Raw genomic sequence first — 15,187 nt, forward strand, 5'->3', positions numbered from 1 at the left:
ATAGGGATCGTAGCTTCTAGAAGTATCCCAGAAATCGCTCTCAAACCATTTATCTTTTTTATGATGAAACTTTTTTTCTTTACATGGATCCTCATGGCAATGATCGTCATGCTTTTTATAACAGTTTGAGTGGGAATGTTTGCACTTGCATTTGCACATTGTCATCCCTCCTAAATGTGACTCAATGCTAGTATATGCAAGAATAAGACAAGGGGACTGGATGATGGCGCTTTTTTTGTAAAAAAAGGCTTTTTCTGAAAAACTCAAATAAAAAGAATTGACTAGTGCTAAAATAACATGATAGAATATAAATTTTTATCCACCGATGAAATGTGTTATAATCATAATGTGAATACTTTCGGAGGTGGCGGATTTGTTTCAAATAGGTGATAAAATTGTTTATCCTATGCATGGTGCCGGTGTGATTGAAGGAATGGAAGAAAAAGAGATTTTAGGTAAGACGGAGGAATATTTTCTGATTCAAATGCCGAATATGCAGATGATGATCCCAAGAGGCAGAATCAATCAACTAGGTATACGTCCGGTAGCAGATCAAGCAACGCTGAAAGTTGTGATGAACAATTTTGCAGAAGAAACAAACGACGACACGCTTACTTGGAAGCAAAGATATGATGAAAATCTGAAAAAGCTAAAAACAGGTGCGATCGAAGATGGTGCAGACGTTGTCAAAGATCTGATGAGACGCAATCAGAAGAAAGCATTAAATTCAAGTGAAAAGAAGATGCTTGAAGATGCACGAGGCATGTTAGTGAGTGAGATTTCTCTTGCACAAGGACTGTCGCAAGATGAAGTCCTTTCAGCTTTAGAGAATGAACTAAGAGTTTAATGATGGATATACAGTAATTGGCTGTAAACAGAAGGGCATACCTTTTGTTTACGGCTTTTTTTGTTTGAAATCAGAAGAATATGTCCATTTTTGTAGGTGATTTTAACTAAAGCTAAAATAAGGTCATACGATGCAGTTTTTATTCAAGCAACGAATGATTCAAAGAAGTCAGAAATACCTAGGGCAGCATAAAAAACAGGTAAGTTCTCCTGATTCGTTCAAATGAGCCGGACAACCTTTGAATTCTGTTAGCCATTGATAGTAAAATAATGCGATAAGATGACACCTAAGAGAATGAAAAGGAGCGGTGAAATGAAAAGGCTACTGATATGTGGATTCATCTTTCTGATCCTGTGTGCTCTTTTAATGGTGAAATGCAGCCATTCTGTTCAAGAAAAAAAAGAGCAAAAACAATATCAAGAAGAGGTAGAAAAGTATCAAAAAGAGCGAAAAAAAGGGGATCAATATGAAAGCTTTAAACAGCTTATCCGACATGAAAGAGAAGGCTATGAAATAGAATTTCACGAAAAGGGTGGAAGTGATTTACTCGTCTTTTCTCCTCATGGAGGGGAAATTGAACCAGGAACAAGTGAAATTGTAGAAGCATTTCAAGAAAAGTACTCTACGTATTTGTTTGAAGGAACAAAACAAGACAATAATCGTGATTTGCATATTACAAGCACCAAGTTTGATGAACCGATATTGGTTCAAATGATTAAAACGTACCCCTTCTCCATTTCTATCCACGGCTATAAAAGTGATAAAAGACACACGCTAGTTGGCGGGACAAACGAAAAAATGCAAAGAGCAGTTGTACGAGAATTAAAGGATCGAGGATTTTCTGCAGAAATGGTGCAAGAAGGCGAACGGCTTTCAGGAACAGATCCCAAAAATATTAATAATCGAAATGCGAGTGGTGAAAGTGTTCAGCTAGAAATTAGTACGGCGCAGAGAGAAGCCTTTTTCGACAATTTTGATACGAGAAAAGGAAAGAAAAAAGCATTCAGACGTTATATCAGTGCTTTAAAAGAAGTATTAAGAGAATTTGACCCATCTTCGTAGAAAAACCGTTTTGATGGGCAAAAGTACTCTATTTAAACTTGGTAAAAAAGATAGAAATATGAGAAATGAACATAAATTATGTAATAACTTACAATTTGCCTTAAAAACATAAATTATGTAAAATAATAGTTATCAGTTTGATATGATAGAATGGGGCTGAAGTGGATGGCACACAAAATACCATCTTCCGAAGTAGGTGTAAAGATCAATCAATGGTACACGCATATTTGCAAATTTGAAGTCGAACAAGCAAACGATATGAAGCGCCTTGTTGAAGAAGAAATTCATGAGATGGAAGAGGATCAAGATTTACTTCTATATTATTCTCTAATGGATTTTCGCCATCAAATGATGCTTCAGCATTTAACGCCAGTCCATGCAGGGAGTGAAACGCTTCAAGCCGTGTCTTTTCCGAAAGAAATGGAAGATGGAGAAGATGAGATGACAGGCTTGCTCGGCTATTACTTTCATTTTTTCCATGGAATGTATGCGTTTATCCAGCGCCGGTATATCGAGGCTATTTCCTATTACAAGCATGCGGAACATCAACTGATCTTAGTGACAGATGAGATTGAAAAAGCGGAATTTTACTATAAAATCGCTGAAGTATACTATCATATGAAACAAACTTATTTCTCCATGCATTATGCTAAAAAGGCGAGAGACATTTATAAGAAACATCAGCTTTATGGAAAAAGAAGCATTCAATGTGATTTTGTCATGGCAGGTAATTGGATTGATGTGAGTCAGCACCAAAAAGCGCTTCCTTATTTAGAAAAAGCGTTAAAGGTCTGTGAAGCGATGGAACGGCAAGAATGCACATCTTATTTTAAAGCGATGGCTCTTAATAACTTAGGTGCTTGTCATTATAGTATGGGAACGTATCATACAGCGACTGTCTTTTTTGAACAAGCCATTTCCCTTTATCAAAAAGATCAAGCATCCACGATGATCAAATCATTATTTTCACTTGCCCTTACTTGTTTTAAACTCGGAGATATCCAGCGGGCGGGCGAGGCTATACGTAAAGGAATGAACGAGGCTTGTTTATTGGAAGATGAAATTTATCAGTTGAAATTCCAATTTTTGCAGGCGCTTTATATAGAAAAAGACAGCTGTGAGCAATTAAGGTCGGCCCTTTTTGGTCTGCGAAGCAAAAAAATGTTTGCTGATTTAGAGGAATTAGCACTTGATGCGGCTAATTATTATAAGGAACGCGACATGTACAAGGAATCTTCCACTTTTTTTGAGATTGTGATCGAAGCGCGTACGCACATTCAAAAAGGAGATGAGATGTATGAGAACGAAGCATAACATGTCAGCTGCTCAAGTAGATGAAAGACTTCACACGTAATAACAGACAAACAACACCCTTTACGAATCAACGTAAAGGGCTTTTTTAATTTATTCTTTGATGGCTTTTTCTGCGTCAATGGCACCTGCTCCGTAAATCATCGGGTCATCTCCAGACCACTTGCTTGTATTTTCTTTTAACAGGGTTTTGACATCATCGGGCGTTAAATCTGGTGAATGCTCTAATAGAAGAGCGCAAATACCAGCACAAATCGGTGTTGCCATAGATGTGCCAGATAACGCCGTGTAATCGTCATCGACTCTGCTTGATTTATCGAGTTTATCTAGAAAGGACCTTGGTGATCTGAGAGAGACGATGTTCACTCCTGGTGCAAGGATATCAGGCTTTGTTTCACCATAAACAGTAGGGCCTCTGCTCGAAAATGGTGCCACGATATCATCGTTTGATTCTGGTGTATTCCGGTCATCAAAAGCGCCAACCGTAATAACTTTTTGACTGACGGCAGGGCTCGCAATCGTTTGACTGTTAGGACCAGAGTTTCCGGCAGCGACGCATACAACAATGCCTTGATCCCAAGCAGCATTGACAGCGCGCACCATCGGATCGTCTTGTTCGTCATCATAACGCTGGGCATCTCCGCCTAGTGACATACTCATAATATGAATCGGATCATCAGGGTGATCTTCATTGAACTGGATGCACCATTCAACCCCTTCTATAATAGTAGAAAGTGATCCAGCCCCTTGTTTATTTAACACTTTCACGCCAATTAAATGAGCTTTTGGAGCAGGTCCTTTGTACAAGCCATCTGAGGCAGCTCCGTCTCCAGCTACATCTCCAGCGCAGTGAGTGCCATGCCCGTTATCATCATAAGGCTTTGTTTTTTGCTTGACTAAATCCACAAAATCGCGAATTCTTCCTTCTAGATCTTCATGCGGATAAATCCCTGTGTCAATGACAGCGACCGTAATACCTTCCCCTGTTAAGGTTGTACCGTTTCGGATGACTTCATCAGCATGACTTGCTTGTGTGGCCATATCCAGAAGTGCATGAACTTTCCGGTCTAAATAAATTTTACGAATATGCTCACTATTCGCTAACAGCTCCTCTAAAGCATCCGGTGTTAGGTCAGCAGCGCAGCAGTCGATATGTGAAAAGTGCCGTTTAATTTTTGTTTTTCTATTTTTTTTCATGAACTGTTTTGCGCTTTGAATACCTGCTTCGACCGCACCTTCCTTAAATTCAATGATCACACGAAGCTTCTTTCTCTTCTTTAATCTTCCTTCAAAGAAACGATGAAGAAAGCATGGCGTCCATTTAAAAGGTTTATAAAGGTGAAGGACGGTTTCTCTTAAAGGCTGATCCAGTTTACTAGCATGTGTTCTGACCATTTGCACCATAGAAAATCCAAACATGTAATGCCCTCCATTCTAGCTATCCATTCTTGTACACTATTACGTTATGAGAATGAGAGCTGCTTGGTTCGGATTCATGCCCCTCCTTTTCTTTATATTGGCGGCTGACTGATTTCTCTTTAAAAAGAAAAGCGCTTACATTTTGTAAAATAATAGAAAAAGGTGAAAAACATGTAGAATCTGCCGATGATAGGTGGGAGAGTTCTTCAAAGAGAACCGGTGAAACAATCGATTTTGCAGAAAAAAGGGGGGGATAAACAGGGTCAATGCTCATACAAATGTGGCTTGTCACAGAGGAAAAAAATCAAATCCATATAAATACAAGCCGAATTAAAGAAAACAGACTGGATAGAACTAGGCCATTTTAAACATAACTTCATTTGTCTGTCATACTATTCTAACTCTGTTTTCAAAGAGGAGAGGCGTTTCTGTGTATATAAATGCAATTATCTTATTTTTGAGGAATCTCATGATCTAGAGTGTTATGATCAAATTTGAAGAGAAAAAGTGGAAAAAATGAAAAGAAATGATGATTCAATATAAATCATAGAAACGGCTTAGAAATCTGTTAAAGGAGAACGGGAATGAAGAAGTTTTTTGCTTTGCTTCTCCTGCTTGCGATCGGATGGGGCGTTTATTATACAATGCAAGCACAGGAACATGATGAGCCAGTGTCATCAGGTGGGGAAGACGAAAGCGGTTCAAATGATATTTATCGCAATTTTAAAGAACTGGAAGAAAACGAATCAACAAGCAGCTATCAGATTACAGCCAACCCAGTGCCTGGAAGCCGTCTTCTAGTGATGTCACCCCATGGCGGGAGGATTGAAGGCGGCGTGAGCGAGATCGTCCATTTTTTCGATAATGATTTCTCTACGTATTTGTTTGAAGGCTTAAGAGAGAATGCGTCAGAACTTCATATTACAAGCACAAACTTTGATGAGCCAGTCGGCGTCGCGCAGGCAAAAGCACACGATTATATCTTAGCAGTTCATGGATACAAAGGTGAGGAAGGAATTGACCATACTCTCGTTGGCGGAACAGATTACGACCGTGCAGAAAAAATTGTGAACTCATTAGAGCGGAACGGATTTTCTGCTGAACTGGCTGTCGCACACGCAACCCTGAGCGGAACAAGCAATCATAATATTAATAATCTTACAAAAACAGGGCAAAGTGTACAGCTAGAGATTAGTAGAAGTCAGCGTGAAGCTTTATTTGACAGTTTTGACTTTCGGCGGCGGTCGAGTACAAAAAACGAGACGTTCTACCGGTATGTCAGGGCGATTCGGACAGTGCTGGATGAGGAATATACATAAAGATGGTGCACATGTTAAGACAAGCAGCGTGAATTCTTGTTACACTATAAAAAGTGATAATAAAAGGAGAGACGAATATGGCGCGTCATCATTTTCATCTTCAGGCGAGCTGGCCTGGTCTGCGTAACGATGTGGGTACAATCTCATGTGAACAGTTAAAAACGAAGATTTCAATTCCAAAAGAAATGGACGGTCCCGGCATTGGAACAAATCCAGATGAGATGCTTTTAGGTGCAGCGGCTACGTGTTATATTATTACACTTGCCGCTATGATGGAGCGGAGCCAATTAGAGAAAGAGGATCTAACGATGAGTTCTGAGGCTGTCGTAGATGTGACCAATGGTGTGTTTACATATGAAAAAATCATTCACCGGCCTGTCATCATCCTCAAACAATCCGCTTCCCCGCAAGATATTGAGCTGGCCCGCAAGCTCGCGCATAAAGCCGAAAGCTCATGTATGATCTCAAGAGCTGTTCAAGGAAATGTGGCCATTTCCTTAGAAGAAACCATTCAAGTTGGCGGGTAAAAACAAAAAAGTCATTTTCTCTTATTAAATGGAGAAAATGACTTTTTTTATGACGTCCATTCGGTTTGATCGATTTGTTCTTTGTTTTCTTCCTTTTGTTTTTTGGACAGGTTCAAGACAATCACGCCGCATATCACAAGTGCAAGGCCGATGAAGCCTTTTATGTGAATGGTTTCGTTAAACAGCACGAGTCCGATAAGAGCAGTGAGTGCTGTTCCAACGCCAGACCATGTCGCATAAGCAGACGAAAGGTCAATGGTTTTAAGTGCCAAACTGAGGAAGGTAAAGGCGCAGCCAAATCCGATCAGGACCCCAATACTCGGCAGCAGTTGCGAAAAACCTTGTGAAAGCTTCAGCATCGTACTGCCAAAAACCTCCGTCAAAATGGCTCCTGTTAAATAGAGCATTCCTTTCATGATCTCCCACATCCTTTATGACATATTTAAAAGTACAACCCCTGAGACAAGCATCACTATCCCAATGACTGCTCTTTGGTTCAAGGTTTCTTTGAAAAAAAGCACGCCAAAAATAGCCGTGAGGACTGTACCAACCCCAGACCATGTTGCGTAAGACATGCTAAGCGGAATGATGTTAAGTGTCAATGACAGCATATAAAATGCAAGTGTATAGCCAGCAACAACGACAGCGCTAGGCTTAAAGCGCGTAAAGCCATTTGAGAGTTTTAACATCACGGCGCCAATGGCTTCTGAAAAAATGGCCACAGCCAGAAAAAGATATCCGAGGATCATGATCATCCCTCCTCTAATAGGTGTAAAATCCGATGAAGTAAAAGGGTTTTTTCTTCTCGATTCAGCGGTTCAAGCTGAAACATTTCTGAAAACCATATCCCATCACATGCGAGTCGAATTAGCTGACTCAATGCAGGGTCGTTTATTTCCTCAGCTGCTTTCGCTTTGAACTCCGCATAAAAATCACGCCAAGGCTTCAATAACGCTTCATCAAATGACATGGTAGCCATCATACTTGTACATAGCTGGGTCGTATTTTGATGATCAACATCATGTAATGTGGCCAATAAATATGCACGTACATAAGGCGCTTTTTCGTGTTTGTAAGTTTCTTGATACGTTTCGAGCTGCTGACGAAAGCAAAGAATCGCGTGCTCATTCATTTTTTGGATGAGCTCTTCCTTGCTTGCAAAATGATAAAGCAGGCCGGCTTTGGTCATATGTGCATGCTCTGCCACTTGCTGAAGGGTAAGCTGGCTTAATCCTTCTTCTAAAATCGTGCGGGCAGCTGCATCAAAGATTTGCTCTTTTTTGGTTTTAGACATAAAAAAAAACACCTACTTTACTGAACGGTCGGTAAAGTAAATGTTAACCCATCAAAAACGAGTGTGTCAATCGATTCATTTGATGAACAGATATTTTCACTAAAACGTCATATTTAATAATAAGGGTATGGTCCATATGGCGGATAAGGCGGCGGATAAGGGTACCCATATCCATATCCATATCCTGGCGCAAGCAGAGACCCAGCAAGTAGACCTCCAGCAAAACCACCTAAAAATGGAGGTCCGAAGAATCCAGGTCTACCATAACCGAATCCAGGTCTCCCAAACCCAAAGCCCGGGCGTCCAAAACCAAAAGGTCTTCTCATGTCTTCTTGCATAAATGGCGGTGCATCAAAATAATTCATAAAAAAAGGCTCCTCTCACATAAAATCACTGTAACTGACATCAGTGTATTCGATTGGCCTATATGTGTTTGGGTGAACGCCTATTATAAGGAGGAATGTAAAAAATGGGCCTGTATCCATCTGATTGGGCAAAATGCCCGCCGCATGCTCATGCCTATAAAGCACGAACGGATGTAACAGAGGAGCATTATCATTTAATAGAAGGCATTTCTCAGCCTGTCAATGGAAGCAATACAGATCAGCATACACATTTTTATCGCGGGATCACCTCTTTTGAGAGGGGGCATTTCCACAGATACTACGGCATCACAGGGCCTGCGATACCGAGAGTGGATGGTACGCACTATCACGAGATTGAGGAAGTCACGTTTTCTGCCTATAACGATTCTGTCCCTATTCCGTATGGAGGAGTCGTCTATAGTCCGGACGAAGAGCGGCCAACGCATACGCACCGTTTAAAAGGAAAAACATACGAAGTGGTCGGAAATGAACCACTCGGCTGGTGATAGGCCCTATATAGGAGAGAATGAGAAGTTATGCTATACTGTAGGCAGTTTGTAAAAGAGAGTGATGTTATGAAAAAAACGAAACAACCAGTGATTGTATTAGTAGGACCGACGGCTGTCGGCAAAACAAAACTGAGCATTCATATAGCCAAAGCATTTAATGGAGAAATTATCAGCGGTGATTCTATGCAGATTTATAAAGGAATGGACATTGGAACAGCTAAAATCACCCCTGAAGAAATGGATGGTGTCCCGCATCACTTAATTGATATTAAAGAGCCGGACGAATCCTTTTCTACAGCTGAATTTCAGCAGCTGGTCCGTTTGAAAATCAAAGAGATTGCCGCTAGAGGGAAAACACCCATGATTGTCGGCGGAACAGGTTTGTATATCCAATCTGTTTTATATGATTATACATTTACCGACGAGAAAAGTGATCCTGCTTTTAGAGAAGAAATGGCGCTGTTTGAACAGCAGCATGGCCCCCTTCAGCTGCACGAAAAGCTAAAGGCAGTAGACCCTGATGCTGCAAAAGCCATTCATCCGAATAATGTCCGCCGCGTGATCCGGGCGCTGGAAGTGATCCATACAACAGGTCAGAAAATGTCGGAGATGCAAAACGGTCATCAAGAAGTTCCTCTTTATGATACAGCCTTCATTGGGCTGAAAATGGATCGAGAGCTTTTGTACGAGCGCATTCACCAAAGAATTGATATGATGATAGATGAAGGCTTAATTGAGGAAGTGAGCGCACTTTATCAATCTGGCTTGAAGGATTGTCAATCGGTTCAAGCGATTGGTTATAAAGAGCTGTATGCGTATTTTCAAGGTGACTGCTCACTTGATGAAGCCACCCGGCAATTAAAGCAAAATTCCCGCAGATATGCGAAGCGTCAGTTCACGTGGTTTCGTAATAAAATGGATGTCACTTGGTTCGACATGACACCGCCTTGCCACTTTTCAGACAAAAAAGAGGAAATTTTCGCATATATAGCAGGAAAGCTTGAACTTAAAGCGAAACTGTAGTTATCAGAATCAAGGAGGACGAAACATGAAACCGATTAATATTCAGGACCAATTTTTGAATCAAATCCGTAAAGACAATACCTTTGTCACAGTATTCTTACTGAATGGCTTTCAGCTTCGCGGTCAAGTGAAAGGGTTTGACAATTTCACGGTGCTGCTTGAAACAGAAGGGAAGCAGCAGCTTATTTATAAACACGCCATTTCTACATTTGCACCTCAAAAGAATGTAAATCTAGAATTAGAATAGGATATGTTCGACCTAATAGCCCCATGCATCTGCGAATAAACCGGCCGGAACCCGCTACGTTTTTTGTCAGTGCAGAGGGGCTATTTTGCATGCCGTGAAACTTTTCTGTCTATTTTACGTATAATCCCTTATTGGATATGAAGAAAGGTGAGGGAAGCGATATGGAAAATGCAGAGCTTGAATTAAGAAGGATTAGAGTGATCCTTTTATTGATTGGGATTGTTGTCTTATTTGGATCGTGCGCCATTTCAAACATTGAATCGAGACAGGAAAGCTCGCATAACTATGCTAATCAAGATGATAATGGACATATAGAGGGCCTTTTACAATCAGCTGTTGCACTAAAAAATAATCACTTTGCTGTTGTGAAAGATGATGAAGTACATGTGTACCGGTTTGATGAAAAAGAGGGAGAACTGACCCTCGTTAAAACGAAGTACATAGATGAATGGGACGAGGAATATGATGATGATTCTGTTGAAGAGTAAGCACGTAAATTTACAAATGAATGTGAAGTCGCTACACTATAATCATGCATCAGACATCTAGACAGAAAAGGATGAGTTCATGGCACACAAAATTAAAATTAATCACTGGGAACAAACTTGTGAAGACGACTCCTGTTTCGAATATGGAACAAGCGTTTCTGTAAATGGGAAAGAATTAGTCAGAGAAGCTTCAATCGTCTCTGCGCTTGAAGCGGTGCTAAAAGAATTAGGTGTTGAAGTGGAAATTACAGAAGTGTCAGAAGATTTACAGTGCGATGCCTACAAAAAATAAAACAAAAAGTCTAGTCTACTAAGCGATTTTTTTTCGTGTTATGATAGATTTCGGTTTCAGTTGAATAGGGAGTAGAGCAGTCTATTTTTAGATCCTGTTCTGCTCTATTTATTTGAACGTACGAGTTCGGCTATGAATGTTCGGCCGGGTTGGTTGATTTTTTTCGTTTCGAACATCTATATGTTGTGTTTTGAAAAAACATAGTATACTATATATAGAGAATAACGAAATGATCAACAATACTAAAAACTAGGTCGTGATGGAATTGATTCAAATCGTATTTGATTCAAAAACAGGAAATGTTCAACGCTTTTTGGACAAGACCCCTTTTACAGACAAACGAAAATTGACTGGAGAAGAGTTTTTGGATACGCCGTTTATTCTCGTCACCTTTACGACAGGATTTGGACAAGTCCCTAGTACCACTCAGTCCTTTTTAGAGAAAAATGCCCACCTTTTACTAGGTGTAGCGGTGAGTGGAAACAAAGTGTGGGGAGATAATTTTGCCAAAAGCGCCGATACGATTTCTAAACAATATCAAGTTCCTATTTTGCACACCTTTGAACTAAGCGGAACAAAAAGGGATGTTGAATTGTTTACACAGGAGGTAGAAAGAATTGTCACAAAATCAGGTTCCAAAGTGGATACAATTAAATAACGAGATTATGATTCAAAAAGAAGGAAAGTTTCAGTTTGATAAGGACAAAGAAGCTGTACATAGTTATTTCGTAGATTATATTAATCAAAACACGGTCTTCTTTCACAACTTAGAAGAGAAGATTGATTACTTAATAGAAAACGACTACTATGAGGAAGAATTTTTAAGACAATACAGCATGGCAGATATTAAAGAAGTATTCGAAGCTGCATATGCGAAGAAATTTAGATTCCCATCATTCATGAGTGCGTTTAAGTTTTACAACGACTATGCACTGAAAACAAATGATAAAAAGAAAATCCTTGAACGCTATGAAGACCGCATTTCAGTTGTAGCGCTTTTCTTTGCGGGCGGAGATAAAGAAAAAGCACTTGAGTTTGTAGAACTGATGATCAATCAGGAGTACCAGCCAAGTACACCAACATTCTTAAACGCTGGACGTAAAAGACGCGGTGAGCTTGTGAGCTGTTTCTTGCTTGAAGTGAATGACTCATTAAACGATATTTCAAGAGCGATTGATATTTCAATGCAGCTTTCAAAACTAGGCGGCGGCGTCAGTTTGAACCTGTCAAAACTTCGTGCAAAAGGCGAAGCAATCAAAGATGTTGAAAACGCGACAAAAGGTGTCGTCGGCGTGATGAAGCTTCTTGATAATGCATTCAGATATGCAGATCAAATGGGACAAAGACAAGGATCAGGCAGTGCCTACCTCAATATTTTCCACAGAGATATCAATGATTTCTTAGATACAAAAAAAATCTCTGCTGATGAAGATGTTCGTGTGAAAACATTGTCCATCGGAGTTGTCATCCCGGACAAATTTATCGAGCTGGCAAGAGAAGATAAAACAGCTTACACTTTCTATCCGCACACAGTCTATAAAGAATATGGACAGCATCTTGATGAGATGGACATGGAAGAAATGTATGATGAGCTTGTAGAAAACCCGGAAATCAAAAAAGAAAAAGTCAATCCGAGAAAGCTTCTTGAAAAATTGGCTGTTCTTCGCTCAGAATCAGGCTATCCATATATCATGTTCCAAGATAATGTGAATAGAGAGCATGCATTAAACCATATTTCACGAGTGAAATTCTCAAACCTTTGCTCAGAAGTGCTTCAGGCTTCAGAGGTCTCTTCTTACACGGACTATGACCAAGAAGATGAAATTGGTCTTGATATTTCTTGTAATCTTGGTTCATTAAATATCATGAATGTCATGAAAAACAAATCGATCGAAAAAACGGTCAAACTTGCAACAGACTCACTAACACTTGTGTCTGAAACAACAGACATTCGCAATGCACCGGCTGTTCGAAAAGCGAACAAGGCGATGAAATCAATCGGACTTGGCGCGATGAACCTTCACGGGTATTTGGCTCAAAACCAAATTGCCTATGAAAGTGAAGAAGCAAGAGATTTCGCGAATACGTTCTTTATGATGGTGAACTATTATTCAATTAAACGCTCAAGTGAGCTTGCAAAAGAAAAAGGAGAAACATTCCATCGTTATGAAGGCTCTGGCTATGCAACGGGTGAGTACTTCAATAAATACGTGGAGAATGATTTCACACCAAAAACAGAAAAAGCAGCAGCTCTATTTGAAGGCATGCACATTCCAACAAAAGAAGACTGGGCAGCACTCAAAGACTTTGTAGCGGAAAATGGCATGTACCATAGCTACCGCTTATGTATTGCACCAACAGGTTCCATTTCTTATGTGCAATCGGCCACAGCCTCTGTTATGCCAATTATGGAACGTATCGAAGAAAGAACATACGGCAACAGCAAAACCTATTACCCGATGCCAGGTCTTTCAGCGCAGAACTGGTTCTTCTATAAAGAAGCGTACGATATGGACATGTTTAAAGTGGTCGATATGATCGCAACGATTCAGCAGCACGTCGATCAAGGAATCAGCTTTACACTATTCCTGAAAGATACGATGACAACGCGTGACTTAAACCGCATCGATCTGTATGCACACCATAAAGGCATTAAGACACTTTATTATGCAAGAACGAAGGATACAGGGCAGGAAGGCTGTCTTTCTTGTGTTGTTTGATTAAAGGAGAGTTTAACGTGACAAAAATTTATGATGCAGCCAACTGGTCAAAACACGAAGACGATTTTACACAAATGTTTTACAACCAAAATGTGAAGCAGTTCTGGCTTCCTGAAGAGATTTCCTTAAACGGGGATCTCTTAACATGGAAATATTTAGGTGAAAAAGAGCGAGATACGTACATGAAGGTACTTGCTGGCCTGACTTTACTTGATACAGAACAAGGAAATACAGGGATGCCGATTGTGGCTGAACATGTAGAAGGCCATCAGCGTAAAGCGGTATTAAACTTTATGGCGATGATGGAAAATGCGGTACATGCAAAATCATACTCAAATATCTTCATGACCCTCGCGCCAACTGAAACGATCAGTGAAGTGTTTGAATGGGTCAAGAAAAATAAATTCTTGCAAAAGAAAGCAGATATGATTGTCAGTTTATACCGTTCGATTCAAAAGGACGATCCGATTTCCCTCTTTAAAGCAATGGTTGCTTCTGTTTATTTAGAAAGCTTCCTATTTTACAGTGGTTTTTACTACCCGCTTTATTTCTATGGACAAGGAAAGCTCATGCAAAGTGGTGAAATCATCAACTTGATTTTGCGTGATGAAGCGATTCACGGTGTGTACGTTGGATTATTAGCGCAAGAAATTTACAACAAACAAACACCTGAAGTGCAAAAAGAGCTCTATGATTTCTCGATTGACCTCTTGAACGAGCTTTATGAAAATGAACTTCATTACACGGAAGATATATATGACCAAGTCAATTTATCGCATGATGTGAAAAAGTTCATTCGTTACAATGCCAATAAAGCGTTAATGAACCTTGGATTTGCCCCTTACTTTGAAGAAGAAGAGATCAATCCAATTGTATTGAACGGACTCAATACAAAAACAAAATCGCATGACTTCTTCTCAATGAAAGGGAACGGCTACAAAAAAGCGACGGTTGAGCCGTTAAAAGATGACGACTTCTTCTTTGGAGATGAATCATAAGTAAGGCGTAAAAGTCAAAACGCATCACTCGTTTTGGCTTTTTGCCATTTCATACAATGCGTTACATACTGGAGGTTACCGAACATGGGAAAAATGGATGAAATCATACTAGTTGCACCGCGCGCACGCGTGTTCCAAAACGAAACGCTTGCGTTTAATGGTGTGAATAGTGAAGAGAAAACAATCAACACCATTATGAAAGAAATCGAAGAGCACTTCAAGCAGATGCGCAGAGGCGATGCGGAAGAAAATCCTGACTTCAAGCAGCCGATTCCTTATGTCGTGATTAAGCGTGAGGACGAAGTGTATGTATATGAAAGGCTTCAAGGCGGCGGAGAGACTCGATTGCATCATAAGTTATCTCTTGGCTTTGGTGGTCACATGAATTTTATCGAAGGAAAAAACTTTGCTGAAATTCTAAAAGAAAATACGGATCGTGAGCTAGACGAGGAACTTTCTATTCAAGAAGAAGACAAACTTGAGATGAAAACCCTTGGATTAATTAATGATGATGACAACAGTGTTGGCCGTGTGCACATTGGCCTGTTATCAGCGCTTGAATTATCTCCAGGTGCTCATGTAGAAGTGAAAGAAACAGATCAAATCTCAGGAAAATGGATGAAAGCATCCGATTTGAAAAAGCCCGAATACTTCGATCGACTTGAAACGTGGTCTCAATTTGTCGTGAACATTTTAGCATAAATGAATCAATAACAAACCGGCTCAGCAGCAGACTTGAGCCGGTTTGTTTCGTTATAACAGCTTC

At 40.0% G+C, this 15,187-nt stretch carries 19 protein-coding genes; 14 read left to right on the forward strand and 5 right to left on the reverse strand.

Annotated features, from left to right (window positions below):
* Positions 1–373: 373 nt before the first annotated feature.
* From ACP7A0_RS02130 to ACP7A0_RS02140, 3 genes are all read left to right on the forward strand, one after another.
* The gene (locus tag ACP7A0_RS02130; RefSeq protein WP_034662177.1) at positions 374–847 is read left to right on the forward strand and encodes a CarD family transcriptional regulator; all 474 of its coding nucleotides are present in this window, start codon (positions 374–376) and stop codon (positions 845–847) included.
* A gap of 312 nt (positions 848–1,159) precedes the next feature.
* Complete coding sequence (locus tag ACP7A0_RS02135; protein WP_034662173.1) at positions 1,160–1,909, forward strand: poly-gamma-glutamate hydrolase family protein; 750 nt, start codon at positions 1,160–1,162, stop codon at positions 1,907–1,909.
* 165 nt (positions 1,910–2,074) lie between these two features.
* Positions 2,075–3,223 carry a Rap family tetratricopeptide repeat protein gene (locus ACP7A0_RS02140; RefSeq protein ID WP_260336065.1) on the forward strand — a complete coding sequence of 383 codons (1,149 nt, stop codon included), beginning with the start codon at positions 2,075–2,077 and terminating at the stop codon, positions 3,221–3,223.
* 90 nt (positions 3,224–3,313) lie between these two features.
* On the opposite strand, the gene ACP7A0_RS02145 is transcribed toward ACP7A0_RS02140, so the two are convergent.
* Positions 3,314–4,639, reverse strand: a complete 1,326-nt coding sequence (locus ACP7A0_RS02145) for a S8 family peptidase (protein WP_426004085.1) — start codon at positions 4,637–4,639, stop codon at positions 3,314–3,316.
* A 584-nt stretch (positions 4,640–5,223) separates the two neighbouring features.
* On the opposite strand from ACP7A0_RS02145, the gene ACP7A0_RS02150 reads away from it, so the two are divergent.
* The gene (locus ACP7A0_RS02150) at positions 5,224–5,958 is read left to right on the forward strand and encodes a poly-gamma-glutamate hydrolase family protein (protein WP_034662166.1); all 735 of its coding nucleotides are present in this window, start codon (positions 5,224–5,226) and stop codon (positions 5,956–5,958) included.
* Between the two features lie 77 nt (positions 5,959–6,035).
* Positions 6,036–6,485: an OsmC family protein gene (locus ACP7A0_RS02155; RefSeq protein WP_034662163.1), complete on the forward strand. Its 450-nt coding sequence runs from the start codon at positions 6,036–6,038 to the stop codon at positions 6,483–6,485.
* 47 nt (positions 6,486–6,532) lie between these two features.
* Here ACP7A0_RS02155 and ACP7A0_RS02160 read toward each other — a convergent pair whose 3' ends face one another.
* From ACP7A0_RS02160 to ACP7A0_RS02175, 4 genes are all read right to left on the reverse strand, one after another.
* Positions 6,533–6,901 (reverse strand): DMT family transporter, encoded by a 369-nt coding sequence (locus ACP7A0_RS02160; protein ID WP_034662159.1) that lies wholly within the window; start codon positions 6,899–6,901, stop codon positions 6,533–6,535.
* Between the two features lie 15 nt (positions 6,902–6,916).
* A complete protein-coding gene (locus ACP7A0_RS02165; RefSeq protein WP_426004088.1) occupies positions 6,917–7,234 on the reverse strand; it encodes a DMT family transporter in 318 nt (105 codons plus the stop codon).
* Between the two features lie 2 nt (positions 7,235–7,236).
* Positions 7,237–7,779 (reverse strand): TetR/AcrR family transcriptional regulator, encoded by a 543-nt coding sequence (locus ACP7A0_RS02170; RefSeq protein ID WP_340876015.1) that lies wholly within the window; start codon positions 7,777–7,779, stop codon positions 7,237–7,239.
* Positions 7,780–7,892: 113 nt separating this feature from the next.
* Entirely contained in the window at positions 7,893–8,144 is a 252-nt protein-coding gene (locus tag ACP7A0_RS02175; RefSeq protein ID WP_426004090.1) for a spore coat protein, read from the reverse strand.
* Between the two features lie 104 nt (positions 8,145–8,248).
* On the opposite strand from ACP7A0_RS02175, the gene ACP7A0_RS02180 reads away from it, so the two are divergent.
* From ACP7A0_RS02180 to ACP7A0_RS02220, 9 genes are all read left to right on the forward strand, one after another.
* Positions 8,249–8,650 carry a YmaF family protein gene (locus ACP7A0_RS02180; protein ID WP_060596355.1) on the forward strand — a complete coding sequence of 134 codons (402 nt, stop codon included), beginning with the start codon at positions 8,249–8,251 and terminating at the stop codon, positions 8,648–8,650.
* A 69-nt stretch (positions 8,651–8,719) separates the two neighbouring features.
* Positions 8,720–9,676, forward strand: coding sequence for a tRNA (adenosine(37)-N6)-dimethylallyltransferase MiaA (gene miaA, locus ACP7A0_RS02185; protein ID WP_106071503.1), 957 nt, complete (start codon positions 8,720–8,722; stop codon positions 9,674–9,676).
* Positions 9,677–9,701: 25 nt separating this feature from the next.
* The gene (hfq, locus tag ACP7A0_RS02190; RefSeq protein WP_003211269.1) at positions 9,702–9,923 is read left to right on the forward strand and encodes an RNA chaperone Hfq; all 222 of its coding nucleotides are present in this window, start codon (positions 9,702–9,704) and stop codon (positions 9,921–9,923) included.
* Positions 9,924–10,084: 161 nt separating this feature from the next.
* On the forward strand, positions 10,085–10,411 hold the full coding sequence (locus ACP7A0_RS02195; protein WP_106030919.1) for a YmzC family protein: 327 nt from the start codon (positions 10,085–10,087) through the stop codon (positions 10,409–10,411).
* Positions 10,412–10,490: 79 nt separating this feature from the next.
* Positions 10,491–10,703: a hypothetical protein gene (locus ACP7A0_RS02200; RefSeq protein ID WP_060596360.1), complete on the forward strand. Its 213-nt coding sequence runs from the start codon at positions 10,491–10,493 to the stop codon at positions 10,701–10,703.
* A 265-nt stretch (positions 10,704–10,968) separates the two neighbouring features.
* On the forward strand, positions 10,969–11,361 hold the full coding sequence (gene nrdI, locus ACP7A0_RS02205) for a class Ib ribonucleoside-diphosphate reductase assembly flavoprotein NrdI (protein WP_008360380.1): 393 nt from the start codon (positions 10,969–10,971) through the stop codon (positions 11,359–11,361).
* Positions 11,321–13,423 carry a class 1b ribonucleoside-diphosphate reductase subunit alpha gene (gene nrdE / locus ACP7A0_RS02210; RefSeq protein WP_066030874.1) on the forward strand — a complete coding sequence of 701 codons (2,103 nt, stop codon included), beginning with the start codon at positions 11,321–11,323 and terminating at the stop codon, positions 13,421–13,423. Before nrdI ends, nrdE begins: the two co-directional genes overlap by 41 nt.
* 17 nt (positions 13,424–13,440) lie before the next feature.
* Positions 13,441–14,421, forward strand: a complete 981-nt coding sequence (gene nrdF, locus ACP7A0_RS02215) for a class 1b ribonucleoside-diphosphate reductase subunit beta (RefSeq protein WP_060596362.1) — start codon at positions 13,441–13,443, stop codon at positions 14,419–14,421.
* A gap of 84 nt (positions 14,422–14,505) precedes the next feature.
* Entirely contained in the window at positions 14,506–15,123 is a 618-nt protein-coding gene (locus tag ACP7A0_RS02220; RefSeq protein ID WP_060596364.1) for a hypothetical protein, read from the forward strand.
* The last annotated feature ends 64 nt before the right edge of the window (positions 15,124–15,187 follow it).

This window comes from Bacillus sp. DWP3-1, from assembly GCF_049896565.1.
Classification (GTDB): Bacteria; Bacillota; Bacilli; order Bacillales; family Bacillaceae; genus Bacillus.

Bases quoted from the DNA above. Each gene is read 5' to 3' on its own strand.
- ACP7A0_RS02135 (WP_034662173.1), top strand. From the start codon at position 1,160: ATGAAAAGGCTACTGATATGTGGATTCATCTTTCTGATCCTGTGTGCT.
- ACP7A0_RS02140 (WP_260336065.1), top strand. From the start codon at position 2,075: ATGGCACACAAAATACCATCTTCCGAAGTAGGTGTAAAGATCAATCAA.
- ACP7A0_RS02145 (WP_426004085.1), bottom strand. From the start codon at position 4,639: ATGTTTGGATTTTCTATGGTGCAAATGGTCAGAACACATGCTAGTAAA.
- ACP7A0_RS02150 (WP_034662166.1), top strand. From the start codon at position 5,224: ATGAAGAAGTTTTTTGCTTTGCTTCTCCTGCTTGCGATCGGATGGGGC.
- ACP7A0_RS02155 (WP_034662163.1), top strand. From the start codon at position 6,036: ATGGCGCGTCATCATTTTCATCTTCAGGCGAGCTGGCCTGGTCTGCGT.
- ACP7A0_RS02160 (WP_034662159.1), bottom strand. From the start codon at position 6,901: ATGAAAGGAATGCTCTATTTAACAGGAGCCATTTTGACGGAGGTTTTT.
- ACP7A0_RS02165 (WP_426004088.1), bottom strand. From the start codon at position 7,234: ATGATCCTCGGATATCTTTTTCTGGCTGTGGCCATTTTTTCAGAAGCC.
- ACP7A0_RS02170 (WP_340876015.1), bottom strand. From the start codon at position 7,779: ATGTCTAAAACCAAAAAAGAGCAAATCTTTGATGCAGCTGCCCGCACG.
- ACP7A0_RS02175 (WP_426004090.1), bottom strand. From the start codon at position 8,144: ATGAATTATTTTGATGCACCGCCATTTATGCAAGAAGACATGAGAAGA.
- ACP7A0_RS02180 (WP_060596355.1), top strand. From the start codon at position 8,249: ATGGGCCTGTATCCATCTGATTGGGCAAAATGCCCGCCGCATGCTCAT.
- miaA (WP_106071503.1), top strand. From the start codon at position 8,720: ATGAAAAAAACGAAACAACCAGTGATTGTATTAGTAGGACCGACGGCT.
- hfq (WP_003211269.1), top strand. From the start codon at position 9,702: ATGAAACCGATTAATATTCAGGACCAATTTTTGAATCAAATCCGTAAA.
- ACP7A0_RS02195 (WP_106030919.1), top strand. From the start codon at position 10,085: ATGGAAAATGCAGAGCTTGAATTAAGAAGGATTAGAGTGATCCTTTTA.
- ACP7A0_RS02200 (WP_060596360.1), top strand. From the start codon at position 10,491: ATGGCACACAAAATTAAAATTAATCACTGGGAACAAACTTGTGAAGAC.
- ACP7A0_RS02220 (WP_060596364.1), top strand. From the start codon at position 14,506: ATGGGAAAAATGGATGAAATCATACTAGTTGCACCGCGCGCACGCGTG.